Source organism: Nitrospirota bacterium (genome assembly GCA_040754395.1).
In the GTDB taxonomy this organism is placed as follows: Bacteria; Nitrospirota; Thermodesulfovibrionia; order Thermodesulfovibrionales; family SM23-35; genus JBFMCL01.
The window spans coordinates 170,809-194,003 of sequence record JBFMCL010000001.1 but is presented as its reverse complement, the minus strand read 5'-3'; the positions used below and the strand labels follow the sequence as shown (position 1 = coordinate 194,003).

Below are 23,195 nucleotides of genomic sequence, written 5' to 3'. Positions count from 1 at the left end.
ATATCGGGTTTCCGCGTATGATCAGACTCGAGAATGTAGAAAAATCCTATGGCGGGCATAAGGTCCTCAAAGGCATCACGCTTGAAGTGCACAAAGGCGAGTTCATCTCGGTCATGGGAAGTTCAGGCTCCGGGAAATCCACCCTTCTGAACCTCATCGGCGGCATGGACCGTCCTGATGGAGGGAGAATTTTCGTGCATGACAGCGAGATATCGCGTTTCGGGGACGATGCACTGACCCTCTACCGGAGGCAAAGGGTAGGGTTCATTTTCCAGTTTTTCAACCTGCTGCCGAATATTACCGTATTCGAGAATATTGCGATGCCCCTGCTTTTGAACGGGAATGAGGACAGAGAGAGGGTATCCGACTATATCGTGCGCACAGGACTTGCCGGAAAAGAGGACAAATATCCCTTTCAGCTCTCGGGAGGAGAGCAGCAGCGTGTGGCGATTGCGAGGGCTCTCGTGCACGACCCGGCGGTCATTCTTGCAGACGAGCCTACCGGGAGCCTGGACAGCGATACCGGCAGAATGGTGATGGGCCTCATCATGCAATGCATTAAGAGCTCGGACAAGACCGTCATTCTTGTCACGCATGAATCGTATATTGCGGAATATGCCGGGAGAATTGTGAAGATCAGGGATGGAGCATTGATGGAATGAGGTTTCTCAGCCTTGTCAGAATACTGATACTGAGGAATATCAGAGAGGAAAAATTCCTTACCTTCCTGTCTGTCGTCGGGATCGCACTAGGCATCGGGCTCTTTACCGGAGTGAAAGTTGCCTCTGACCGTGCAATTGCGTCTTTCGAAGCAGGGATCACGGGAACGAATCCCTATGCCAATTATGAGGTCCTGGACATCTCGGGAATCGATTTCGACGAGCGGGCATATCCGCATGTCCGTGCTGTCGCAGAGGAAAGTTTTCCGGTCCTGAAAACCTTCGGGTATGTTGCAGCGTTCAGGGATACGATCGATATCAACGGTATCTATACGGTGAAGGCCGGCAGGTTTTTCCGGTCTGCACCCCATCAGCAGATAGACATCGAAGCGCTGTACCGGAATGTGAACGGTATTCTCGTCACAAATAAATTCGCCGCCAGGCATTCCCTGCATAAGGGGGATGTGATACACGCCCTGGTGTATGACAGGGAGTATCCCCTGAAAATAGCCGGTATCCTTGACGCCGAATCACTTCTCACCAACAGTGTCATCATGGATATCGGGAATTACCAGGAATATTTCGGCAGGAGCGGGACATTGTCCAGGATCGATCTGATATCAGACGAAGGAACAGTTGCCGGGCTCCGGAAAACGCTCCCCCCGCATCTGCGCATCGAGAGGAAGGAGGAGATCTTCAGCAACCAGAAGGCGCTGATCGCATCCTTCAGGTACAATCTCCAGTTCGTCAGCCTCATCGCCATCCTTGTGGGAATATTTCTCCTCTACAATGCGGTGTTCATTTCCGTGGTAAAACGAAGGACCGAGATAGGCATTCTGAGAGGTCTCGGGGCAGGCAAGGGGACGGTGGTGTTGCTGTTTCTCATCCATGGGCTGGTGCTGGGACTGGTCGGATCACTCCTCGGCATTCTTCTGGGACAGTTCGCGGCATATTTTTCAGTCATCGCGGTCGAAAAGACCATCTCAACGATGTACAGCACCATATCGATGGCTGATTACATGATTACCGCAAAAGATGCACTCATGGCCCTGATGCTGGGCCTCTTGGTATCTCTCCTCGCCTCTTCCATCCCGTCCTATGAAGCCTCGAAGATCAGGCCGACCGAGAGTGCGAGGGAAGGGTCTTTTGAGAGCAGGTACAGGAGATATTACGGGATAATTTCTCTTGCCGGAATTGCCTGCATTGCAGGCGGGACCGGCATCTCCTATCTGGACTACAGGTTTGCGCCGTTTGAGTTTCCTGCACTCGCGTACGGAGGGATACTCCTCATTATCATGGGATTCACGCTTGCCTCCCCCCTGTATCTTCGGATAATCCTCCGCATTCTGCGAATTCCCCTTGAAAAGATTTTCGGGGCATCCGGCGTGATCACGATCGGGGACATGAACGGCAGCACCTACCGGTTTTCTGTCGCCCTAATGAGCGTAGCCATCAGCAGCGCCCTGATCATTGCGTTATTAGCCCTCATTTTTTCCTTCAGGGGATCACTCATGGGATGGATACATAAGAACATCACCGCGGATGTGTATATCAAACCCGCATCCTGCACGGCGAACTATTGCTTTTATCCGATGTCCGATGAGGTCATCCGGGCGGTGCTGGGGTTCCCTGAGGTGGAAGGTATCGATAAATTCAGGGGGATGCAGCTCGAACTGAACGGCAAAAAGGTGACGGCAGGGTTTGCCGATACGGGGATCAAGAGAGAATACCTTCACAGGAAATATTCTGACCCGGCGTATGAGAAAGTGCTGAGCGAGATGGGGGGGCCGGAACAGGTTGCCGGAATTTCCCAGTTCCTGAGCATTAAATACGGACTGAAGAAGGGCGACCCGATTACGCTGGAATCTCCGTCAGGGAATGTGCAGTTTACCATTAACGATATCTTTTCGAGTTACGCAACCACCGCAGGGTTTATTTACCTCGACCGGAAGTGGCTGAAGAGGTACTGGGGTATTGACGATGCGACGCAGATCAGCGTATATCTGAAAAAAGATGCTGATGTCGCCGGGTTTATCCATAAGGTAAGGGAGCGGCTGTCGCCTGAATACTCTCTTGAAATCATGAACAATCAGGAACTCAGGGATAAGGTGCTGGACATCTTCAACAAGAGCTTTGCGATCACCTATGCGATCGAAATCATCTCAATCCTTGTTTCCCTGATAGGGGTAATCAACACTCTTCTTGCCCTTGTATTCGAGCGGAAACGGGAGATCAGCATCCTGCGGTATCTGGGAGGGAGCTGGTCGCAGGTACAGCAGAATCTCATGCTCTCGGCCGGACTTGTGGGAGTTGCCGGGATTGTATTGGGGATGCTTCTCGGGCCTGTAATGAGTTTCATCCTGATTCAGGTGGTCAACAAGATCTCCTTCGGATGGGAGATTCATTTCCGCGTACCTGTTCTCTCTCTGTCTGCGGTGACCTTTATCCTTTTTGTGACGACAGTATTTGCAGGGTTTCTTCCTTCAAAAGTTGCTCGAAAGATAGACCCCCGGCGGTTTGTGAGTTTCGAGTAAACGGTGTCGTCGAAACGGCAAAAGGCGGGTTTTTCAGGGGCCGCTTTTCCCGAGCCTGTGAAGTATCAGACCGATATATTTATTGATCAGGTTTGCCCTTTTCAGATGCGGAACAAGTGGTCTTTTCCGGACGCCGAGTTTTCTCATTTCCCAGAGAATATCCTTGTTTTCCCTGTCGTACGTAAGGCCTTTCTGAAATGCGGCGACCGCTTCCTTTTTCTTTCTGGCAGCAAGATAAGCCCTTCCAAGATTGAGGTAAAACGTGGGATAGAAAATCTCGTGACCGAAGGGCATCTTCTCATCGCATATCCGTATCGCACTGAGGCACACTTCTATGCCATATGCATGATTTTTGTTGATGATGGCTTCAAGGCACCCATAGTAGGAGAGGAGGAAAGGCTCATCAGGATACTGCTCAAGTGCGGCAAGAAGCAGATCAAGGGCTTTCTTGAGGTTTTTTTTCTGGAGAAGGATTTTTATCTCATCAAGATAATCTGAAGGTTTCTTCACTTTCTGTTCATGGTCTGCCTTGAGCATTCCCAGGAGTATTTTGTGCTGCCGGTGAATCAGTTCCGCAAGTCTTTTTTCCGCATCCGGCGCATTTAGGATATGTGCGCACTCCACGTCTCTTGTCATCAGGATCTTTCCGCCAAGATAGACTTTTGTCGTGAGATGGTGCTTGCGGGGATCAATTTCCTCGGTCAGGATAAGAAACTTCTTGCCGTCAATGAGCGCCTGCGTAGATATTTCCTTGTGGAGGCTTGAAGTGATCTGTATTTTATCCTGTTTGTCCATCATCGTACAGAATGTGCGCTGCCTAACGTTATTATACTATTACACTGACTTTTTGCGTATCATTCCGAAAATCCGGCAGCCGGTTCATCATCCGGCTGAGAGAATTCCTCGCAGAAAAAATTCCTGTATTGAATTTTCGCGGCAGTGGTATTAAAATGCTGTAGCCGGTGAAAAAATGAATCCAGGGAATAGCCAGCAAATGAAATGTCCTTACTGTGGTGAAGAACTGAAAGGGAAAGATGTCTGCGCGGGATGCGGAAAAAAGGTGCCGAGACCGGACGCGGAACTTGAGGTTGAGTACAAGGACTTCAAGATATCGGAATTTCTTGAAATCAGGAAAAAGCAGCAGACATCCGGAAACGGTGAACCGAAGGCATCGGAAAGGAGATCCCTGAGGAGTCCGGGCAAATCATCGGGAACCGGACAGAAAAAAACGGCCAGACCCCGGACACGGAAACCCGGAAAGAGGAGTCAGAAAAAAGAATACACCCTCATGAGGATTCTGCTCATCGTGCTGGCCGCCATAGTCATGGCAGGAGGCGCCTATTTTTTCCTGCGCACGCTGTTCGGGCAGTGACTGCGCGCGGGTTCAGTGATGACCGGACCCCGAATGACCCCCTGCAATAATATATACCGCATCGGAATCCTCCGGGTTCTCAAGGTAGCAGGTATCTTCTCCGGATACATGGAATGCAGATCCTTCCTGCAGATAACCGGAATAATGCCCGCTTACATTCAGTGCTCCCTTCATGGCGAGGATGATTTCCTCGTGACCTTTTCCGGGCTTCACTACTCTTCCTTTTTCCCCGGGTTTTAACACCCCGTAAATAAGGTAGCACGCATGACTTCCGGTTTCCTGAGAGCCGAGGATTGCTTCTCCGCTTTCAGAGTCAAGCGCGTTTTTTTTCAGTGCAAAGATATTCAGATTCATGTGTTCTCCTTTTTCCGGGTTTCCGTACCCGGTGTTACCCGCATGACGATTTCCCAGCCGATGCGCGCAGATTTCAAGTCCCGATGCGCTGCATACAGGGGTTGATCAGAAGGGCTCGTTTTCTGCCTCTTCAGATTCAGGCGTTTCTTCGATTTCGGAAAGAACCTTTTTCACTTCTTCCTCGGTTGTTCTCAGGTTCCTTTTACAGAACTTTATCAGAGTGGTAGCCCTCCGGACCTTTTCGGTGAGGGCATCCACATCAATATTTTCCGTCTCGATATCCTGAATTATTCCCTCAAGCTCCTCTATCGCCTGTGAATAGGTGATTTTTTTCTGCCTGTTCACTCTGTTTCTCCTCCCTGATATCCTCTACAATGCTGACAATGCTTCCATTGTATAACCTTGTGTCTATTATATCAGCCTTGCTGACATGACTGATATCCTTCAAAACCCTGCCGTTCAGAAGGGTCAGGCTGTACCCCCGCTTCAGGATATTCAGGGGGTTCAGCAACCGTATTGTTGTCGCATGCTTTTCGAGCATCTGCGTGTGCATCGTCAGCATGTGTTTCGGATGCACCTTGAGCGCCCTGGCGTGTTCCACTAAGGTGCGGGACATAGTCTTGAAGAGGCTGTCGGACGCATTTTTCAGTCTCCCTTCAAACGCCGCGAGTCTGAGCGAAGGATTCCTGATTGCTGACAGTGCGCGCGCCTGAAGCGCGTGCATGTTGTTGCCCAGTATGCCGGATATGGACAGGAGAAAGTGCCGGGAGCATTGCGAGAGATTTTCTGCGAGGCTTTTCAGAATGAGTCTTTCCCTGTGCACAAGTTCATGGGTTCTGGTTATCAGCGCATGTTTCAGCGCATCGATATTGTCCTCAAAGAGCTTTGCCCTCGATATGAGAAACTCTGCCACTGCGGTGGGGGTTATCAGCCTCATATTGGCAACCCTGTCGGCAACCGTCTCGTCTTTTTCGTGGCCTATGCCGGTCAGGACAGGAAGGGGAGACAGTGCGATTTCTTTTGCAACAGGATAACTGTCAAAGCAGTGAAGGTCGATGATTGACCCTCCTCCACGTATGAGCACAATCGCATCAAAACGGTCCCTGAATCTCAGGCATTCCCTCACGGCATGCAGTATCGATTCCTCGGCCTTTTCGCCCTGGACATATGCCTGGAAGAGCCTGTGAGAGAACTGGTATCCGTAAGGGTTGTTTTCGAGCCTGCTCAGGAAGTCCCTGTACCCTGCAGCGGTTACCGAGGAGACGACCGCAATGCGCTGGAGCACAGGGGGCAGATGCACCTTTCGGTTCATGTCTATGATACCCTCCCTGGTGAGCTGTTCCAGTATCTGTTTCCTCCTCAATGCCATTTCCCCCAGTGTGTAGCGTGGATCGACATCTTTAATATTGAGGGATAATCCGTAGAGCTCGTGGAAATTTACCCGGGCAAGCACCAGCACTTTCATGCCGGGCTGAAGTTCCTGACCGGTCATATTAAGGAAGGCAGCGGTAATTCTTTTGTAGTCCCTTGCCCAAATGGTTGCCCTCATTTGGGCGGTGACGGATGCATCCGTTTTTTCGACCAGCTCGATATAGCAGTGCCCGGAGTGGTAATGGCAGTTCAGTTGTGCGATTTCCGCAGTTACCCAGTACTCATCAGAAAGGGTGGAATGAATCGTCGTTTTGATGAGGGCGCCGAGTTCCTGTAAGCTGAGATAATGCACAGTATTACTATAGTAAAGATTGACCGTGAAAGTCACCACATAACGTTTCTCCCCATCCGTCTCTGTTTCTTCCGCAGTTTTTCACCTTATTTACAAGATACACTCCCGCAGACAGCTGTCCAGGGAGGATAACTGCGAAGCCCTGTGTTTCCCTGAGAAGAATGATACTCGTCTGCGTTATCCGTGATGACACGCTTCACCTTTCTTGACCGGTTGCAGAATGTTGCGGATGTTCTATAATGTGTGTAAAAGAGATCCTGTAAAGGAGAAAGGCCATGAAAAGATTGCTTTTTTTCGCAGGAGTCGTATTGCTGACAACGGCAGGCACTGTGTATGGTTACCCGAATGGAACACCGCTCTATGTGACCGATGCAACCCCCTCTTGCGCATCCTGCCATGCTGTTGCCAAAGCTACCTATATGCCTGAATTGCCCGATCAGATGTCCGCAAAAGAGACTGCAGCGCACAAGCACTATGCCCTGATCCGCGCGGAACTGCCACCTTCTCCCTATCTTGAGCTGACCAAAGACAGGAAGGAAAAGATCATCCGGGATGCACAGCAGATTGACGCACTCGCATCTGTAACGATAAATGTTCCTTCAAGGGTGAAAAAAAACACCGAGATACTGGCAACGGTACGTTTTAAAGGCGGCAATGGCCCTGCAGTCGGTATCATGCTGGTAGACAAACCCCTGCGCTATCAGGCACGACCTGTTACAGCGGACGGATGGAGTATTGTCGGCGAGCCCATCGTTGAAGAACAGGAAGGACATATCCAGAAGACGTGGCTTGAACGGCGGGTGAGTGGTACAAAACGAAACATGAACCATGTTCAGGTGCTTGACCAGAAGATGGATCGCGAAAGCGGGGTTTTTCCCGCAGGCACCGTGGCGTTCACTCTCAGGGCACCCGATTTTCCCGGCACGTACAGCCTGACCGCAGCCTTTCTTTACGGCACAGAAAACGCAGATACCGCGGGGTTCTTCCAGAGACCTTCGGGAAGGATCCTGTTTTCTGATGAGGTGAAGATTGTGGTGGAGTAACTGCATGATGAAACAGATGGGGGCTTTTCTGCTTGCAGTGCTTTCATGTGTGTGCCTTCTGTCCTGTGGTACCCGCACGGCATCCACTCTGAAGGTTGTGTCCCATATCGATTTGCAGAGATATACCGGAGTGTGGTACGAGATTGCGCGTTATCCGAACAGCTTTCAGGAGGGGTGCGTGGCAAGCACTGCTACCTACACTCTCCGGAAAGACGGCAGGATAGATGTGCTCAATCAGTGCCGGAAACACACCCTTGACGGTCCGGTGGTATATGCGAAGGGGAAGGCGACCGTTGTTGATCAGAAGACGAATGCGAAACTCAAGGTCACCTTTTTCTGGCCGTTCTATGGTCCATACTGGATTATCGACATCGGGCATGACTATGAGTATGCGGTCGTAGGCCATCCTGAAAGAAAATATCTCTGGATTCTGAGCCGGACTCCCCGCATGGATGAATCTCTGTACCGCGGAATACTTGAACGGCTAAAACTGCAGGAATACGATGTGGGACGGTTGCTGAAGACGATCCAGGCAACCCGGTAAATCAGAAGAGTTATCCCGGGGCGGTAGAAAGGTTTTTCAGGTAGGATTGTCTCTTCTCTGCATCAAACCTCTCGATTGCATACCTGAGCATGGTTCTCGGCATTTCCCGGCAATGCCTTCTCAGGAACTGTTCTTCTGCTTCCCGGTCTCTCTTCCCGATCTCCCTGAGCATCCATCCCACTGCCTTGTGAATCAGGTCATGCCTGTCCTGCAGGAGCATACGGGCAAGACTGAATGTATCTTCAAACTGATTTTTTCTGATAAACGCGAAGGTTGCCATGATCGCAATTCTTCTTTCCCAGAGGCTCCGGGAATGTGCCAGGCGGTAGAGCAGCGATCTGTCCCCGCGAAGCAGGTAATCCCCCACGATATGCGGGGCTGAAAGATCCACCAGGTCCCAGTTGTTAATACGTGCGATATTGTCCAGATAAAAATCAAAGATCTCCTTCCTGCCTATTTCGTCCGCCTTCCTGTATCTCGCGATCAGGATAAGCAGGCTGATCATCCGGTGTTCATGTATCCTGCTTGCAAGCAGCTGCCGGAGGTCATTGAGAGAGAGTCCGGGGTATTTTTTTGCAATCCTGCGCTGTTCCGGGACAGTGATCCCGAGAAAGACATCACCCTCGCCGTATTCGCCCCTGCCGGTTTTGAAAAACCGTGTCAGTATCTTTGCCTTGTCAGGGTTGCCCAGCGTGTGCAGATCTTTTCTGATATTCTCAATCGATGAACCCATGCTTTTTTCTTTTCTTCCCTGATGTAATATAATACTGAAAAAAGGAGGCGGAAGATGAAGCAGAACATTTTTTTCCTTACTTGCCTGTCTGTTGTGTTCCTTGTGGCTTCAGTGTTTGCATCCGGGAAAGACATCGAACTCCCGAAATATCCCCCGACTGCAACAACAGACCTCGTTTCTGCCCTTGAAAAGAGACAAAGCGTGAGGGAATATACGTCCGTTTCACTCTCTCCGGAAGATCTTTCCGCAATCCTCTGGGCTGCAAATGGGGTGAACAGGCCAAACGGCAAGCGAACGGCACCGTCTGCGTACGGAGAGGACTACATCGATATATATATCGTGACTGATGCCGGGAGTTATCTGTATGATGCCCCGCACCACCAGCTGAAATCAATCCTCTCCGCGAATGTGAAGGGGAACATGTCAGGGCAGGGATTTGTAGCAAAGGCGTCGCACATACTCATATTTGTTGCGGACATGGAAAAGATTCCCGGCATGTTTTCCTCAAAAGAGAATAAACTCAACTGGGCACACGCTACCGCAGGGACAATCGCCCAGAACGTCTATCTCATGTCTGCGGCACGCGGCATCGGCACCTGCCTTGTGGCAGGGATAAAGGAAGCGGAAATCAGAAAATCGCTCGGTTTGTCAAAGGACATGGTGCCGCTGTATGTGATGCCGCTCGGGTATAAGATGCAATAAAGAGAGAACGGGCCGGCGATCTGCGCGTTTTATTCCCTATCAATACGTGATGTTTCCTGCGTCAGCAGAGACGTTCAACTCCCGGCATAAATATGCGAAGACCAAAAGGATTTCAAAGATTTCTGACCCTTGCGAGGGGCTATCTGCAGGACCCTCACAGCCGCTCGCGGTTCCTTGCTGCGGTGAAAGAGTATGCAACGCGCAAAGAAGGATTGATCAGGGGTTTCAGGGGGGACCTTCAGATACTGGCAGGACTTGTCAGAGACTGGAGTTCTGGTGAATATGCAGGGGTTTCGAAAAAAACCCTTCTGTTTGCGATTGCCGCACTCCTCTACTTTCTCTCTCCGCTTGATACTGTCCCGGACTTTCTGGGTGCGGTAGGGTTTGCCGATGATGCAGCCATTGTGCTGTTCGTGCTCAATTCACTCAAAAAGGAAATTGACCACTATCGGGAATGGCGTGCGAAAAGATAGCCGGGCAACCTTTTGCGGAGACTCACTGCAGATTGCTGAGAGCGCAGGTGCCCGCAACAACAGTTGAAATGTAATGGGAAGGGAAACGGACATAGGCCAGTGAGCATTCCGAAGAGACAGCTCGGAAAAACCGGCGTTCAGGTGACGATCCTCGGCCTCGGAGGTGAAGGGGTTCTGAGGACATACGGATATGACAGGGAAGCCTATACATTGATCAATCGCGCGCTGGACCTCGGCATCAATTATTTTGAGTCGGCACGGGCCTATTCCGGAAGCGAGTCGTACTACGGCAAAGCATTGAAAGAGCGGAGACAGGAGATATTCCTGACGAGTAAATCCCATGCACGGGACAAAAAGGGTGCGCAGGAGCACCTGCAGGAAACCTTGCGTACTATGAAGACAGACCATCTGGATCTCTGGCAGGTGCACGACGTCAGGACTCAGCAGGATATCGGCGAGATATTCGGTCCGGACGGTGCGCTTGAAGCATTCCGCAAAGCCAGAGAAAAGGGGCAGACACGCTTCATCGGGGTAACAGGACATCATGATCCCCTTATCTTACAGCAGTGCATCAGGCTTTTTGATTTCGATACCGTGCTGCTGCCGGTTAATCCTGCAGAGCCCTCATACCGCAGTTTCCTTGAGCAGGTAATTCCCCTCGCACAGGATAAGGGGATGGGCATAGTGGGAATGAAGGTCTATTTCAGGGGATTTGCCGCAAAACTGCCGTGGGTAGAGAGCATGGAGCCTTTCCTGCATTTTGCCCTGTCACAGCCAATAGCTGCCGCAGTCATCGGTTGTGACAGCACCGCGCAGCTTGAGGAAAATGTCCGGTTTGCATCGCGTTTCACGCCGATGGGAGAAGAGCAGATGCATGAAATGATCCGGCGTGTTTCGCCATTTGCAAGGCAGCTTATGTACTACAAGCCATGAACGCGGATTGTCAGCATGCCGGAGCTGTGATATTTGACATGAAACACAATATCTGTTGTGAAGCAAGTACCGTTGCAGGAGGACGATGAGTGAGGAAAAAGAGTGAATAATTCCAATGTTGCGTCGCATCCTGCATACAAGTTTTCCCCTGTGTGCGAGAAATATCCTCTCACGCTGGAAGTCGAGCTCTTCAGGGGATGCAATATATGGCCACCCTGCCCTATGTGTGCCCTGAAATCCATAGCCGGAGATAACGGCTACCGGCCGATGAGACATCTGGACAGCAGGATAATGGAGGAAAACAGGGACCTGTTTCTCAATGTGCACCATATCTTCTTTTGCGGGCTGGGAGAATTGTTGCTGTCAAAGTCTTTTTTTTATTTTCTTGAGCATTTTGACCCCCGTATTCCTTTCAGTTTTTTTTCGAATGGACAATTGCTGGACAAAGAAAACGTGGAAAAACTGATACCCCACAACGTGAAGGATATCGGTCTCAGCATCGACGCCGGCACAGAAGGGACATATCGGAAAATCAGGGGGCACGGCAGCTATACGCTCGAAAAAACCCTCGGGAATGTCGCATATCTTGTAAAAAGGTTTCAGGAACAGCAGAAGGATACCAGGATCATGCTGCTGTTTGTGATCATGAAGGAGAACTACCGGGAACTGCCGCAGTTCATCGAAAACGGCATAAAAATCGGCATCAGGAATTTCAAGACATGGCATATGAGAAAGCAGAGTTACGAGAATGATTACAGAGATCATACGCGGAACGGGTTTCATTTCAGATACGCTGAACAGGCCATACTCGAACACAGAGACCTGTATGAGGATTTCAAGCGCGTCAGGGAGAGATGTATGCAGATCGCGGAAGCGCACAGGGTGATTTTCGAAACAGAATATACCAGGGAGAATGAATTTTTCAGCTGATCATGGAAACGATTGTCAAAAAAGACCAGCTCAGGGATTTTATCCGGGAACGATTGAAGAATGAACAACCTTTCTGCACGCTCCCCTGGATGAAGATGTGGATAGAGGACGGAACAAAGATCAGGAATTGCTGTTATCAGGTGGATTCGGTCGGTGATCTGTCAGTGCAGACCTTTCAGGAAATCTGGAACGGCCGTGTGCAGCAGGAGGTCAGGGCGTATATTCTGAAAGGAAAATTCCATCCGATATGCAAATGCGTCGAGAAGGTCGGCTCTCTCCCAGTGCATCCGGAACCCGAATCGATCGTGCATGCAAATAATCTTGAAGTGAGCACGGAAGCCCCTCCGGAGATAACCCTGTCCAGACTGCTTTTCTGTTCACGGCAGTTCTCCCTTTTTCTCAAAATGAGGGCTAAGCTCCGGGATATGTTCAAAAAATAGCCCACTGGGCAAACCTGTTGTTTTCTCCTTGACACCCCATTCGGGGCTGTGCTTCCATATGGGAGTGGACAGGGGGATGGATAGAATGACAGGGGTCTCAGCTGTTTCTCAATCGCTATCCGAAAAATTTTATTTTAATCTTTCGAACGTTTTCTTCTCAAAGGAGGAGATATGTACAGGAAATATGTTCCACTGATACTCAGCCTTGTCTTAATAATAGTTCTTTTCTGCAGTCAGGCATGGGCACTGGTCGAAGGCGCATGGGATGTGGAAGGCAAAACAACGGCAAAGGTTACTATTAAGGGATACGGGACCGAAAAGGAAACCACATATTTTGAAGATGAATTCGTTTTCCATGATGACGGCACATTCGAGATGATCGATATGGAAGGGTCATGGAGCCAGAAGGCAAGAAAATTTACCGTTTTGCTCGATCCTGATGACATGGAAAGCTATTTCGAGGAAGCGCTGGGAGAGATACTCGGGGCAGATGTTGATGTCGATATCGTCAGTCTCTCGTTCACCGGTTCGGAGAACAAGCAGTCGACCAGGATCACGGGAAAAATAAAGATGAAGATGTACCTGTATGTCTATGAATATGGTTTACAGGGCACCATTACGGTAAACACGACATTCAAGGGTTACAGAGCCTATGAGTCTGCAGTCAGCAGGGAATCCAGGGATTCAGACCGGTCAACAGCATCAATGCTTGACAGCACGGCAGAGACAATCGAAAATTATCTGCAGACACCCTGATTCTGAAGGGAGAAACGGCCCGTAGCCGGGTTCTATTTCGCATTCCCTGCACCCGTAAAGAGTGAGTTCCCTCTGCAGGACTGCCATCTGCTGGGCAGAGGGAGTGCGCCCGATTCCGAGGACTTCTTCCGGTCAGTTCACCTCATCACATGCCTGAAAAAATTGACCTGATTGCCGGGGTCATTTATAATGAAAAGATTTTTTCAATGACCAGAGTAAGAAAAATTATTCTTATAGGCATTATCGCCCTCTGCTGCGGGTGCGGTGGCAGCCTGATCTCGTCTTCATGGTGGGACACGGGGGACGATGCCTACGTGAAGGATATCATCGGGCATCTAAACCAGGCTCGCGCGAAAGGAAGGATGTGCGGCACTACCTACTATAAGCCTGCCAAGCCGGTAACCTGGAATGACAGGCTTGGACAGGCATCCCTCGCACATTCTCTGGACATGGCAAGGAATGGCTTCCTGAGCCACAGGGGCTCTGACAATAGCGATCCGGAAGAAAGACTTGCAAAAGCGGGCTACCGGTGGACATCGTACGGAGAGAATGTCGGTCAGGGGTACCGGTCTCCGGATGAGGCGTTACGTGCATGGCTGAAGTCCGAGATGCATTGCAAAAACATCATGACCCCGGCGTTTGCCGAGGCAGGGGCTGCATATGCAAAAAGCAAAACCCTGAGGATGTACTGGACGCTGGTGCTGGGAAAGGCGAAACACTGAGAGTTCTTCTGACAGAAAAAGACGATGAAGATTACGCTTTTCACGAATGAATATCCTCCCCGCATATACGGCGGGGCAGGGGTGCATGTGGAATACCTCACCCGTGAATTGTCTTCCCTGAACGGCGCCGGCAACGATATCTCGGTTCTCTGTTTCGGTGACCAGAAAGTGCATAAAGGGAATGTATCGGTCGAAGGCATGCACCTGAACGGAGATTTTCCCTTCCCCGGCGGCAGGCACAGAAAACTGCTGGATACCCTCTGCAGGAATATCATGATGGTCGGCGCGGTATCAGGAACGGATATTGTCCATTGTCATACCTGGTATACACATCTTGCCGGATGTCTTGTAAAGCAGATGTTCCGGGTCCCCCTCGTGATTACCGTGCATTCCCTTGAGCCCCAGAGACCCTGGAAAGAAGAACAGCTTGGCGCCGCATACAAGGCAAGCACCTGGATGGAGAGGACAGCGCTTGAAAACGCAGACGGCATTATTGCTGTTTCAGAGTCGATGAGGACGGCAATTCACGACCTCTACGGTATCCCCTTTGCAAAAATACGCACAATCCCGAACGGCATAGATGTGCAGCAGTACAGACCGAGGCCAAACCATGCGATACTGTCACGGTACCATATCAAACCTGACAAACCGTTTATTCTCTTTGTAGGAAGAATTACGAGACAGAAGGGTCTCTTTCACCTTCTCAATGCGGTACGCTACGTTGCTCCCTCTGCGCAGGTCGTGCTGGTTGCTGCGGACCCTGATACCGGTGAAATCGCACAGGAGATGACCGGAAGGGTAAGGCAGGCACAGACAGAGACGGCTCATGAGATCATTTGGGTGGACCGCTTTGTTCCGAGAGACGATCTTATCACCCTCTATACCCACGCGGCAGTGTTTGTCTGTCCTTCCATCTACGAACCATTCGGACTGATTAATGCCGAAGCCATGGCCTGTGAAACACCTGTAGTAGCCGCTGCTGTTGGCGGCATCCGCGAGGTGGTCGTCAGCGGGGAAACGGGGCTGACAGTCCCGTTTGCACCGATGGGACCGGATAATCCCGAACCCCGGGACCCGAAGCGATACGCGGAGCATCTTGCGGAAGCGATACAAAGCCTGCTTGCGTCACCTGACACGATGAGAAGCATGGGCATTAAGGCAAGGGCACGGGTTATTGCCCTGTTCAGCTGGAAGACCGTCGCGGAAAAGACGCTGCAGTTCTACCGTGATCTGGTTCAACAGCAGCATTAATAACGACCTGCATGCATGCATCAGACATGCATCATCTGAAATTGTAATGCTTCCTTACCGGCTCCCTGATATCCCATACACATGAGAGCCCTTTCGGAAATGTCACGAAATCTCCCTTCCCGATTTCGACTTTTTCCCCGTCTTTTGTCTCAACCGTGACCTTGCCCTCGAGGAAATAGCATTCCTCTATCGCATCGTAATGCCAGTCAAAGCGCGATACCTCTTTTTCCCACACAGGCCATGCCTTCACCTTGCGGCTTTCGAGCAGTTGTTCCGAGGGTTTTTCGATCCTGATCTCCATGCGTTTCTCCTTTCCCATTTATAACTCCTTGAACACCTTTGCAAGGCTTTCTCCGCTGACGTGTATTTTAAACTGGTTGAAATACCCGAACGGAGTACACATGACCGTATACCCCGCGTGCTGCAACCTGTCTGCAGCCTGCTTGATCATCTGTTCGGAAAATTCAGACGACGCCTTGCTCGTTGACAGGTGGTTGAATGAATGGATGACGACATTTTTTGTGACGAATTTCCCGGCAAGCCACTTAATGTTCTTTATCAGCTTGTCAAGAAGTCCCTTGCCTTTTTCCTCATCCTCTTGCTCGGCATGGAAGAACACCACCACAGTATTGTCCAGTGAGGCTTCCAAATCAGCATCCGGTACGTGGGCAAGACCTTTGGATGCGGTTTTGAACCACCAGGTGTGGGCATAGAAAAGGAGCAGCTTCATATTTTTCCCCCGCTCTCCAAAGGGAACACAGAAACAGTAGCGACAACTTTATGCATCATGTATTTTCATCCTTCTGATCGCATCGGCTACCTTCACCACCCTTGCCATTTCCCTCACCTCATGGACACGGACAAGGCTGGCTCCGTTCATGACGGATATGGCCACTGCTGCGGCCGTGCCCTCAAGCCGTTCGTCGGGAGGCACATCTCCAAGGACCTTCCCGATAAACGCCTTTTTGGACGGACCGATGAGCACCGGTTTCCCCAAAAGAGTGAATTCATGGAGCTTATGAATAATCTGAAGGTTATGTGCAAACGTCTTTCCAAAACCGATTCCCGGATCTATGATGATCCTGTCCTCTGCTATGCCCGATTCCTCTGCTGTCCTTATGCCTTTCCTTAGATAGTCGAGTATCTCCTGAATCAGATCATCGTACACAGGATTCTTCTGCATATCCCTTGGGGTGCCCTTCATGTGCATGATGACAACAGGGACTTCATAGCGGGCGACGATCCGGGCCATTTCAGGATCAAACCGCAGTCCGCTTATATCGTTCACTATCGAGGCGCCTGCATCGAGCGCTTTCTGCGCTACCTCTGCCTTGTAGGTATCAATGGATATCGGGATGCTGATCTCTTTTACAATGCGTGCAATAACAGGGATTGTTCGCTTCAATTCCTCTTCAAGGGGCAGCGGTTCTGCGCCGGGCCTTGAGGATTCTCCACCGATATCAAGGACATCGGCGCCTTCCCGGGCCATCCGGAGCGCATGTGCTGTTGCGGAGGATTCATCAAAATAGCGTCCGCCGTCAGAGAAGGAATCCGGAGTGACATTCAGGACGCCCATGATATGTGTTCTCTGTGAGAAGTCGAGACAGAAATTTTTCCATTTAACTTTCATGGTCTATTGTATCATTTTATCCGTAAATAATAGGGACAACCCCCTAATTTTTATTGAAATAACTCCATATTTCTACTATCATTCACTATGCCAAGGATAGCACGGATTGTAGTTCCACAATATCCGCATCATATTACCCAAAGGGGGACGAATAGGTCAGAAATCTTTATTGATTCTGAAGATTATCTCTATTTTCTTAGATTGCTCGATCAATGGACAAAAAGAACTCAATCTGGGGTATGGGCATATTGTCTGATGGACAACCATTTCCATCTTTTGCTAACTCCAGTCAGTGCAGAAGGATTAGGGAAATGTTTACATGGCGTGACTTTTTTGTATGCACAGCATTTCAATGCCAAATATAACCGAAGTGGCAGACTGTGGCAGAATCGCTATTTTTCATGTCCTGTGGAAAAGGAGGAATATTTGTGGGCTGTAGTCAAGTATATAGAGATGAACCCGGTGAGAGCGCAGATTGTGAAACATCCTGAAGAGTGGAGATGGTCAAGCGCTCAAGAGCATATAAATGGAAGAACTGACAATACCTTAGCACTTCATAAATGGTTAAGAGATGAAGAACAAAATGAATATGCAAAAATGATACTTGAAGAAACATTCCAGAAGAAGATAAGGAAAGCGACATCGTCTGGCAGACCGTTTGGCGGAACGAAATTTGTGGATATGTTAGAAGAGATATTACATCGCAAATTGAAGCCAGAGCAAAGAGGAAGACCAAGAAAGAAATAAAATTGGGGGTTGTCCCTAATAAAAAAAATGGATCAGCAAAAAGTGGTATCGTTTTCGGAAGCATTTAGCTATTGGCTCAAGCTGGGTCTTACCGGTTTTGGCGGACCGGCAGGTCAGATAAGCATGATGCATCAGGAGTTGGTCGAGAAACGGAGATGGATTTCCGAGCATCGTTTTCTGCATGCGCTCAATTATACGATGGTGCTGCCGGGGCCTGAAGCGCAACAGCTGGCGACCTATATTGGCTGGCTTATGCACGGCGTGAGGGGGGGCATTGTTGCCGGCGTTATGTTTGTGCTTCCTTCATTATTCATGCTGATGGCCTTAACATGGATTTATCTTGCATACGGTGACATGCCGGCGGTAGCGGGTGTTTTATACGGGATAAAACCTGCGGTGACGGCTATTGTGGTCTTTGCGGCCTACCGCATTGGCTCGCGCGTGTTGAAAAACAATATGCTTCGTGCCATCGCTATCCTTGCGTTCATCGCGATTTTTGCCTTCAACGTGCCTTTTCCCTATATCGTGCTGATGGCAGGCATTCTCGGTTATGCCGGTTCGCACTTTATACCCAATAAATTCAGGGCGGTTGGGCATCATGCAGAATCACGCAAGGACTTTGGTCCTGCGCTCATTGATGACGATACCCCTGTTCCCCCCCATGCCCGCTTCAAATGGAGCCGGGTCATTGTATTCGCGTTGATAGGTTTTCTTATCTGGAGCAGTGTCATGGGTATGCTTTACATGGCAGGAGGATGGGAAGGTACGCTCACACAAATGGGCTGGTTTTTTACCAAGGCTGCACTCGTCACGTTTGGGGGTGCGTATGCAGTTCTGCCCTATGTGTATCAGGGAGGTGTTGAGCACTATGCCTGGTTGAGCGGTCCACAGATGATTGACGGACTTGCGCTGGGCGAAACCACGCCTGGTCCGCTGATCATGGTTGTTGCCTTTGTGGGTTTTGTGGGCGGCTGGACCAAGGAGCTTTTTGGGCCTGAGATGCTGCCATTGGCAGGCGCAGCAGGCGCGGGTGTTGCCACATTTTTTACATTTTTGCCGTCGTTTCTGTTTATTCTGGTGGGCGGTCCGGCAGTTGAGGCAACGAGACATGAAGTCAGATTTACCTCGCCCTTAACCGGTATTACGGCTGCGGTGGCTGGTGTCGTGATCAATCTGGCCGTTTTTTTTGCCTATCATGTGCTGTGGCCTCATGGTTTTGATGCAAGGTTCGAGTGGTTTGCCGCCTTAATTGGAATAGCAGCGTTTATTGCGCTATTCAGGTACAAGGCAGGCATTGTCTCAGTTATTGGCGCATGTGCGGTGGTTGGGTTGGTATACTCCCTGTTGCTTTAGGAAAGAAAGGACTGTCAGAACGCGCTGCTGGGAGTCGTCGTTTTTTTCAGGTTCCGGTCGTGCCTATGCCTGAACAGCGCTCCCTGACTGCATATCATGAATTAGGGCGTCTATCTCGGTAATGTCCATGGTCTCTTTTTCGAGAAGGGTCTTTGCGAACAGTTCGAGAAGGTCCCGCTGTTTTGTAAGGAGGCTTTTGGCTGAATTGTATGCGTCAGTCACGATTCTCTTGACTTCTTCATCTATTTCGACCGCAGTTTTCTCACTGTAGTCTTTGTGCTGTGCAATCTCCCGTCCAAGGAATATCTGCTCGTCTTTTTTGCCGAAGGTCAGGGGGCCAAGTTTTTCGGACATGCCCCATTCAGTGACCATCTTGCGTGCGAGATTCGTCGCGCGCTCAAGGTCATTGCCTGCACCTGTGGTCATGTGGTTCAGTGCGATCTCTTCTGCGGCCCTCCCGCCGAGAAGCACCATCAGGGCGTTCAGAAGATAATCTTTTGAATAGGTATATTTGTCGTCTATCGGAAGCTGCTGTGTCACGCCCAAGGCCCTGCCTCTCGGAATGATGCTCACCTTATGAAGCGGGTCTGTGCCTGGGGTAAGCTTCGCGACCAGTGCATGTCCGGCTTCATGGTATGCGGTGTTCTTTTTCTCTTCTTCGCTGATAATCATGCTTCTTCTTTCAACACCCATCAGTACTTTGTCCTTTGCCGCCTCGAAATCCGACCTCTCCACCTTGTTTTTGGCCTTTCTGGCCGCGAGCAGGGCGGCTTCATTTACAAGGTTTTCAAGGTCTGCCCCGGAGAAGCCGGGTGTCCCCCTTGCGATCTCATCGAGACTGACTTTTTCGTCAACAGGGATATTTCTGGTATGCACCTTGAGTATCTCGAGCCTCCCTTTGACATCAGGCGGAGGAACAATTACCTGCCGGTCAAACCTTCCCGGCCGCAAGAGCGCAGGATCGAGCACATCAGGCCTGTTTGTGGCTGCAATGATAATAACACCCTGATTGGCCTCAAACCCGTCCATTTCAACAAGAAGCTGATTCAGGGTCTGCTCGCGTTCGTCATGTCCCCCTCCAAGACCTGCTCCCCTGTGCCTGCCGACCGCGTCTATCTCATCGATAAAGATGATGCAGGGGGCGTTTTTCTTCGCCTGGTCGAAAAGGTCCCTCACACGCGATGCACCGACGCCGACAAACATTTCCACAAAGTCGGACCCGGATATTGAGAAAAACGGGACACCTGCCTCTCCTGCGATAGCCCTTGCCAGCAGCGTCTTGCCGGTGCCGGGAGCGCCTACCAGAAGAACCCCTTTGGGGATTTTTCCGCCGAGTTTCTGGAACTTCTGGGGATCCTTGAGAAAATCGATAATTTCCTGTACTTCAGCCTTTGCCTCTTCTATGCCGGCGACGTCGGCAAAGGTTATCTTCACGGATTTCTCGGATACGAGTTTTGCCTTTGCTTTTCCGAATGAAAGGGCTTTATTCCCGCCTGTCTGCATCTGGCGCATAAAGAAGATCCAGATCGCAACAAGGAAGATGATAGGTCCCCAGGAGAAGAAGAGGTTCCAGTACCAGGGATTCTGGTCTTCCGGTTTTACCGATATCTTCACATTGTTCGAGCGCAGGGTCTTCACAAGGTCAGGGAACTCTGCGGCATATGTCTTGAACTGCTTGCCATCTTTTAACTGACCGGTTATGACGCTGCCCTTCATGGTTACGTCAACCACTTCCCCGGCCTCGAGCCTGGTCATGAATTCGGAAAATATCATTTCCTGTTCTGCTTTCTTGGGCGTACTGAGGAGGTTGAACATGAGAATCATCATGACGCCGATCAGCAGCCAGACAAATAAACTCCTGTATGTGTTCAATGCATTCACCTCTGAAAAATTGTTCTACACGTATTCCTTCTTTTTCTGACCCTTCACACTGAGGGGGGAAATAAAAAAACCTTCAGGTTATATTTTAGCACATGTGAACAGCTTTTTTAGAAGCCGATAGTGTTTTCCTGCAAGAGCGTTTTCTGGAGATTTATCAGGGTATTGATGCCTTCCTCTGCAAGTTTAAGCAGGCTTTCGAGAGATTCCCTCGAAAAAGGACTTCCTTCGGCAGTTCCCTGTATTTCGACAAACTGACCGTTCCCTGTCATTACGATGTTCATATCTACCTCTGCAGAAGAATCTTCTGCATAGCATAAGTCGATCATCGGCTCATTATTGACGATCCCGACACTGATGGCAGCGAGATAGTCGGTTATCGGAATATTTTCGATAAGCCCGTTTCTGAAGGCATATTCCAATGCATCGGACATGCAGATGAACGCGCCGGTGATCGCTGCTGTCCTGGTCCCCCCGTCAGCCCGAAGCACATCACAGTCTATCCATATTGTTCTTTCCCCGAACCCTGAAAGGTTTACCACTGATCTGAGCGCCCTGCCGATCAGCCTCTGTATTTCATGGGTCCTGCCGCTTATTCTTCCGGTGAAGGATTCCCTCATGGATCTTGTGGGTGTGGCTCTCGGCAGCATCGAGTACTCTGCAGTTATCCATCCCCGTTTCTGGTCCTTGAGAAAAGGAGGCACCCTCTCCTCAATCGATGCAGTGCAGATGACCCGTGTGTTTCCCATGGAGATCAATACAGAACCTTCTGCATTTTCCAGAAAATTTCTCTGGATTTTTACATCCCTAATCTCGTTGTTTTTCCTTCCGTCAATCCTCATCTATCCTCCATATGCGTGAATGTCAGTTATCCAATGTCAATTCTGGTGGTGTTTCCGGACGATTCTTTATCCGGTCATATCGGGGAACAGTGACATGATGTTTCTCCCCAATATGCCCCACTGTGCCCTGAATGACAGAGCGGGAACACTCGTTTGCTGAAAGGACATCAGGTGCCGTTTTGTCATTAATTCGGTTAAATTCCGACTGCAACCTGCGCTATGTTCTCTATTTTCCGGCCAAGGAATTTCTCTCCCACCTTGAGAAACCTGTCCGCGGAGTCCGTGACAAAAAATTCCCGTGAAGGAGTGCCCGCGCCGTCTTTTCTCAATCCGAGTGCATCAAGGATCAGCCTGATCTCCCGTGAGGTCTCAACCGCAGAATCGATGAGGGTAACACCATCACCCATGACATCAGCAATTACCTGTTTCAGAAGAGGATAATGTGTGCATCCGAGCACCACCGTGTCTATCCCCTTATCTCTGATCCCGTGAAGATACTGTCTGGCGATCATGGTAGCTATCTGTCCCTCGGTCCAGCCTTCCTCGACCAAAGGAACAAACAACGGGCATGCAAGCCCGAAGACTTCAATGCTCTCATCAATGGCATTGATTGCTTTTGTGTAAGCGCTGCTCCTTATTGTCGCCTCGGTTCCGATTACGCCGACCTTTTTGTTCCTTGTAGCCCCGGCAGCTGCCTTCGCCCCTGGTTCGATAACCCCTGTTACAGGAATGGACACGCTGCCTTTTACCGCACTAAGGCTTACGGAGGAAGCGGTGTTGCATGCGATGACCAGGAGCTTGATATCCTTTGCGCAGAGGAACCTCGTGTTTTCGAATGAGTACCTGATGACCGTCTCGGCTGACCTGATACCGTAAGGAACGCGCGCGGTATCTCCAAGATAAATGGTGTTTTCATCCGGAAGTTCCCTCAGGAGTTCCTTCAGAACCGTCAGCCCTCCTATCCCGGAATCAAAGACACCGATCGGCCTGTTCCTCGTATCAATACTCATATGAAACAATATCCTTCAGGGGATACAGGAGATAGAGATGCCCTCCGAGTGTCTCGACTTCCTTCCCTTCAAGAAGGACTTTTACATCTTGGATGTTCTCGACATTTGAAATCAGGCTTTCATACAGGCCTTTCAGGAGAAGAAATTCTGCTATTGCGTCTCCCTGAAAATTCCTGCGGAACTCGTCCGAGAGATTGATGTAAAGTATTCTGTCCGCCCCCTTATAGATGCCGAGAATCTTCACGTCCTTCGGCATATACGAAGGAGTTCCGGCTGATGGTCCCTGAAGGTATTCGAGCACCACGGCTTCGGCGATTGTGATCTGCCCTGTTTTCCTCGGGATCCTCCGTTCCTCGGTCTGGAGGTGATTTTCGACCGGATAATATAGCCTGAGTGAAAAAAGCTCTTCATGACCGGCTGAGGAACCGGGCAATCCCTCGGATGCCTTTTCCCCGGGAATAATCTTCGCAAAATAGAAATATCCGCCGACGACGCCGGACACGAACAGCAGAACCAGGAGAATCAGGCGGGTCGTTTTGTTGATATTCATGCCATATGCTCCAGGA

At 50.1% G+C, this 23,195-nt stretch carries 27 protein-coding genes; 15 read left to right on the top strand and 12 right to left on the bottom strand.

All coding sequences use genetic code 11. The features are described from left to right. The first annotated feature begins 17 nt into the window (after positions 1-17). Both AB1552_00940 and AB1552_00935 read left to right on the top strand, forming a co-directional pair. Positions 18-662, top strand: a complete 645-nt coding sequence (locus tag AB1552_00940) for an ABC transporter ATP-binding protein (GenBank protein ID MEW6052341.1) — start codon at positions 18-20, stop codon at positions 660-662. Then, positions 659-3,193 (top strand): FtsX-like permease family protein, encoded by a 2,535-nt coding sequence (locus AB1552_00935; GenBank protein ID MEW6052340.1) that lies wholly within the window; start codon positions 659-661, stop codon positions 3,191-3,193. The genes AB1552_00940 and AB1552_00935 overlap by 4 nt, the downstream gene beginning before the upstream one ends. Before the next feature lie 33 nt (positions 3,194-3,226). On the opposite strand, the gene AB1552_00930 is transcribed toward AB1552_00935, so the two are convergent. Then, positions 3,227-3,991 (bottom strand): tetratricopeptide repeat protein, encoded by a 765-nt coding sequence (locus tag AB1552_00930; protein ID MEW6052339.1) that lies wholly within the window; start codon positions 3,989-3,991, stop codon positions 3,227-3,229. Positions 3,992-4,187: 196 nt separating this feature from the next. Here AB1552_00930 and AB1552_00925 point away from each other — a divergent pair, with 196 nt between their 5' ends. Beyond that, positions 4,188-4,565 (top strand): hypothetical protein, encoded by a 378-nt coding sequence (locus AB1552_00925; GenBank protein MEW6052338.1) that lies wholly within the window; start codon positions 4,188-4,190, stop codon positions 4,563-4,565. Between the two features lie 12 nt (positions 4,566-4,577). On the opposite strand, the gene AB1552_00920 is transcribed toward AB1552_00925, so the two are convergent. The 3 genes from AB1552_00920 to xseA all read right to left on the bottom strand — a co-directional run bounded on the left by AB1552_00920 (position 4,578) and on the right by xseA (position 6,681). After that, entirely contained in the window at positions 4,578-4,919 is a 342-nt protein-coding gene (locus AB1552_00920) for a hypothetical protein (protein ID MEW6052337.1), read from the bottom strand. Positions 4,920-5,024: 105 nt separating this feature from the next. Then, positions 5,025-5,264, bottom strand: a complete 240-nt coding sequence (gene xseB, locus AB1552_00915; protein MEW6052336.1) for an exodeoxyribonuclease VII small subunit — start codon at positions 5,262-5,264, stop codon at positions 5,025-5,027. Then, complete coding sequence (xseA, locus tag AB1552_00910; GenBank protein MEW6052335.1) at positions 5,215-6,681, bottom strand: exodeoxyribonuclease VII large subunit; 1,467 nt, start codon at positions 6,679-6,681, stop codon at positions 5,215-5,217. Before xseA ends, xseB begins: the two co-directional genes overlap by 50 nt. A gap of 236 nt (positions 6,682-6,917) precedes the next feature. On the opposite strand from xseA, the gene AB1552_00905 reads away from it, so the two are divergent. Both AB1552_00905 and AB1552_00900 read left to right on the top strand, forming a co-directional pair. Then, positions 6,918-7,685, top strand: a complete 768-nt coding sequence (locus AB1552_00905; protein MEW6052334.1) for a hypothetical protein — start codon at positions 6,918-6,920, stop codon at positions 7,683-7,685. A gap of 4 nt (positions 7,686-7,689) precedes the next feature. Next, entirely contained in the window at positions 7,690-8,229 is a 540-nt protein-coding gene (locus tag AB1552_00900) for a lipocalin family protein (protein MEW6052333.1), read from the top strand. Positions 8,230-8,239: 10 nt separating this feature from the next. Here AB1552_00900 and AB1552_00895 read toward each other — a convergent pair whose 3' ends face one another. Next, positions 8,240-8,962 carry a DNA alkylation repair protein gene (locus AB1552_00895; protein ID MEW6052332.1) on the bottom strand — a complete coding sequence of 241 codons (723 nt, stop codon included), beginning with the start codon at positions 8,960-8,962 and terminating at the stop codon, positions 8,240-8,242. 54 nt (positions 8,963-9,016) lie between these two features. Here AB1552_00895 and AB1552_00890 point away from each other — a divergent pair, with 54 nt between their 5' ends. The 8 genes from AB1552_00890 to glgA all read left to right on the top strand — a co-directional run bounded on the left by AB1552_00890 (position 9,017) and on the right by glgA (position 15,169). After that, on the top strand, positions 9,017-9,664 hold the full coding sequence (locus tag AB1552_00890; GenBank protein MEW6052331.1) for a SagB/ThcOx family dehydrogenase: 648 nt from the start codon (positions 9,017-9,019) through the stop codon (positions 9,662-9,664). Positions 9,665-9,756: 92 nt separating this feature from the next. Beyond that, a complete protein-coding gene (locus AB1552_00885) occupies positions 9,757-10,137 on the top strand; it encodes a YkvA family protein (protein ID MEW6052330.1) in 381 nt (126 codons plus the stop codon). Positions 10,138-10,236: 99 nt separating this feature from the next. Then, positions 10,237-11,070, top strand: coding sequence for an aldo/keto reductase (locus AB1552_00880; GenBank protein ID MEW6052329.1), 834 nt, complete (start codon positions 10,237-10,239; stop codon positions 11,068-11,070). Positions 11,071-11,172: 102 nt separating this feature from the next. Further along, positions 11,173-12,000 (top strand): radical SAM protein, encoded by an 828-nt coding sequence (locus tag AB1552_00875; protein ID MEW6052328.1) that lies wholly within the window; start codon positions 11,173-11,175, stop codon positions 11,998-12,000. 2 nt (positions 12,001-12,002) lie between these two features. Further along, positions 12,003-12,440: a hypothetical protein gene (locus AB1552_00870; protein ID MEW6052327.1), complete on the top strand. Its 438-nt coding sequence runs from the start codon at positions 12,003-12,005 to the stop codon at positions 12,438-12,440. A 171-nt stretch (positions 12,441-12,611) separates the two neighbouring features. Then, entirely contained in the window at positions 12,612-13,196 is a 585-nt protein-coding gene (locus AB1552_00865; protein ID MEW6052326.1) for a hypothetical protein, read from the top strand. Positions 13,197-13,345: 149 nt separating this feature from the next. Continuing rightward, positions 13,346-13,918, top strand: a complete 573-nt coding sequence (locus AB1552_00860) for a CAP domain-containing protein (GenBank protein MEW6052325.1) — start codon at positions 13,346-13,348, stop codon at positions 13,916-13,918. Positions 13,919-13,942: 24 nt separating this feature from the next. Continuing rightward, a complete protein-coding gene (gene glgA / locus AB1552_00855) occupies positions 13,943-15,169 on the top strand; it encodes a glycogen synthase (GenBank protein ID MEW6052324.1) in 1,227 nt (408 codons plus the stop codon). Between the two features lie 31 nt (positions 15,170-15,200). Here glgA and AB1552_00850 read toward each other — a convergent pair whose 3' ends face one another. The 3 genes from AB1552_00850 to folP are packed head-to-tail and all read right to left on the bottom strand — an operon-like array spanning position 15,201 to position 16,799. Beyond that, on the bottom strand, positions 15,201-15,470 hold the full coding sequence (locus tag AB1552_00850; GenBank protein MEW6052323.1) for a cupin domain-containing protein: 270 nt from the start codon (positions 15,468-15,470) through the stop codon (positions 15,201-15,203). 18 nt (positions 15,471-15,488) lie between these two features. After that, complete coding sequence (locus AB1552_00845; GenBank protein ID MEW6052322.1) at positions 15,489-15,899, bottom strand: threonyl-tRNA synthetase editing domain-containing protein; 411 nt, start codon at positions 15,897-15,899, stop codon at positions 15,489-15,491. A gap of 48 nt (positions 15,900-15,947) precedes the next feature. After that, a complete protein-coding gene (gene folP, locus AB1552_00840; protein MEW6052321.1) occupies positions 15,948-16,799 on the bottom strand; it encodes a dihydropteroate synthase in 852 nt (283 codons plus the stop codon). Positions 16,800-16,886: 87 nt separating this feature from the next. On the opposite strand from folP, the gene AB1552_00835 reads away from it, so the two are divergent. Continuing rightward, the gene (locus AB1552_00835) at positions 16,887-17,546 is read left to right on the top strand and encodes a transposase (GenBank protein MEW6052320.1); all 660 of its coding nucleotides are present in this window, start codon (positions 16,887-16,889) and stop codon (positions 17,544-17,546) included. A 27-nt stretch (positions 17,547-17,573) separates the two neighbouring features. Beyond that, entirely contained in the window at positions 17,574-18,899 is a 1,326-nt protein-coding gene (chrA, locus tag AB1552_00830) for a chromate efflux transporter (GenBank protein MEW6052319.1), read from the top strand. A 63-nt stretch (positions 18,900-18,962) separates the two neighbouring features. Here chrA and ftsH read toward each other — a convergent pair whose 3' ends face one another. From ftsH to AB1552_00810, 4 genes are all read right to left on the bottom strand, one after another. After that, the gene (gene ftsH / locus AB1552_00825) at positions 18,963-20,771 is read right to left on the bottom strand and encodes an ATP-dependent zinc metalloprotease FtsH (protein MEW6052318.1); all 1,809 of its coding nucleotides are present in this window, start codon (positions 20,769-20,771) and stop codon (positions 18,963-18,965) included. A 116-nt stretch (positions 20,772-20,887) separates the two neighbouring features. Next, the gene (gene rph, locus AB1552_00820; GenBank protein ID MEW6052317.1) at positions 20,888-21,619 is read right to left on the bottom strand and encodes a ribonuclease PH; all 732 of its coding nucleotides are present in this window, start codon (positions 21,617-21,619) and stop codon (positions 20,888-20,890) included. Positions 21,620-21,813: 194 nt separating this feature from the next. Beyond that, on the bottom strand, positions 21,814-22,629 hold the full coding sequence (murI, locus tag AB1552_00815; protein ID MEW6052316.1) for a glutamate racemase: 816 nt from the start codon (positions 22,627-22,629) through the stop codon (positions 21,814-21,816). After that, positions 22,619-23,179 (bottom strand): GerMN domain-containing protein, encoded by a 561-nt coding sequence (locus AB1552_00810; protein MEW6052315.1) that lies wholly within the window; start codon positions 23,177-23,179, stop codon positions 22,619-22,621. Before AB1552_00810 ends, murI begins: the two co-directional genes overlap by 11 nt. Positions 23,180-23,195: the final 16 nt, after the last annotated feature.

Bases quoted from the DNA above. Each gene is read 5' to 3' on its own strand.
- AB1552_00940 (MEW6052341.1), top strand. From the start codon at position 18: ATGATCAGACTCGAGAATGTAGAAAAATCCTATGGCGGGCATAAGGTC.
- AB1552_00935 (MEW6052340.1), top strand. From the start codon at position 659: ATGAGGTTTCTCAGCCTTGTCAGAATACTGATACTGAGGAATATCAGA.
- AB1552_00930 (MEW6052339.1), bottom strand. From the start codon at position 3,991: ATGATGGACAAACAGGATAAAATACAGATCACTTCAAGCCTCCACAAG.
- AB1552_00925 (MEW6052338.1), top strand. From the start codon at position 4,188: ATGAAATGTCCTTACTGTGGTGAAGAACTGAAAGGGAAAGATGTCTGC.
- AB1552_00920 (MEW6052337.1), bottom strand. From the start codon at position 4,919: ATGAATCTGAATATCTTTGCACTGAAAAAAAACGCGCTTGACTCTGAA.
- AB1552_00905 (MEW6052334.1), top strand. From the start codon at position 6,918: ATGAAAAGATTGCTTTTTTTCGCAGGAGTCGTATTGCTGACAACGGCA.
- AB1552_00900 (MEW6052333.1), top strand. From the start codon at position 7,690: ATGATGAAACAGATGGGGGCTTTTCTGCTTGCAGTGCTTTCATGTGTG.
- AB1552_00895 (MEW6052332.1), bottom strand. From the start codon at position 8,962: ATGGGTTCATCGATTGAGAATATCAGAAAAGATCTGCACACGCTGGGC.
- AB1552_00890 (MEW6052331.1), top strand. From the start codon at position 9,017: ATGAAGCAGAACATTTTTTTCCTTACTTGCCTGTCTGTTGTGTTCCTT.
- AB1552_00885 (MEW6052330.1), top strand. From the start codon at position 9,757: ATGCGAAGACCAAAAGGATTTCAAAGATTTCTGACCCTTGCGAGGGGC.
- AB1552_00870 (MEW6052327.1), top strand. From the start codon at position 12,003: ATGGAAACGATTGTCAAAAAAGACCAGCTCAGGGATTTTATCCGGGAA.
- AB1552_00865 (MEW6052326.1), top strand. From the start codon at position 12,612: ATGTACAGGAAATATGTTCCACTGATACTCAGCCTTGTCTTAATAATA.
- AB1552_00860 (MEW6052325.1), top strand. From the start codon at position 13,346: ATGCCTGAAAAAATTGACCTGATTGCCGGGGTCATTTATAATGAAAAG.
- glgA (MEW6052324.1), top strand. From the start codon at position 13,943: ATGAAGATTACGCTTTTCACGAATGAATATCCTCCCCGCATATACGGC.
- AB1552_00850 (MEW6052323.1), bottom strand. From the start codon at position 15,470: ATGGAGATCAGGATCGAAAAACCCTCGGAACAACTGCTCGAAAGCCGC.
- AB1552_00845 (MEW6052322.1), bottom strand. From the start codon at position 15,899: ATGAAGCTGCTCCTTTTCTATGCCCACACCTGGTGGTTCAAAACCGCA.
- folP (MEW6052321.1), bottom strand. From the start codon at position 16,799: ATGAAAGTTAAATGGAAAAATTTCTGTCTCGACTTCTCACAGAGAACA.
- AB1552_00835 (MEW6052320.1), top strand. From the start codon at position 16,887: ATGCCAAGGATAGCACGGATTGTAGTTCCACAATATCCGCATCATATT.
- chrA (MEW6052319.1), top strand. From the start codon at position 17,574: ATGGATCAGCAAAAAGTGGTATCGTTTTCGGAAGCATTTAGCTATTGG.
- rph (MEW6052317.1), bottom strand. From the start codon at position 21,619: ATGAGGATTGACGGAAGGAAAAACAACGAGATTAGGGATGTAAAAATC.
- murI (MEW6052316.1), bottom strand. From the start codon at position 22,629: ATGAGTATTGATACGAGGAACAGGCCGATCGGTGTCTTTGATTCCGGG.
- AB1552_00810 (MEW6052315.1), bottom strand. From the start codon at position 23,179: ATGAATATCAACAAAACGACCCGCCTGATTCTCCTGGTTCTGCTGTTC.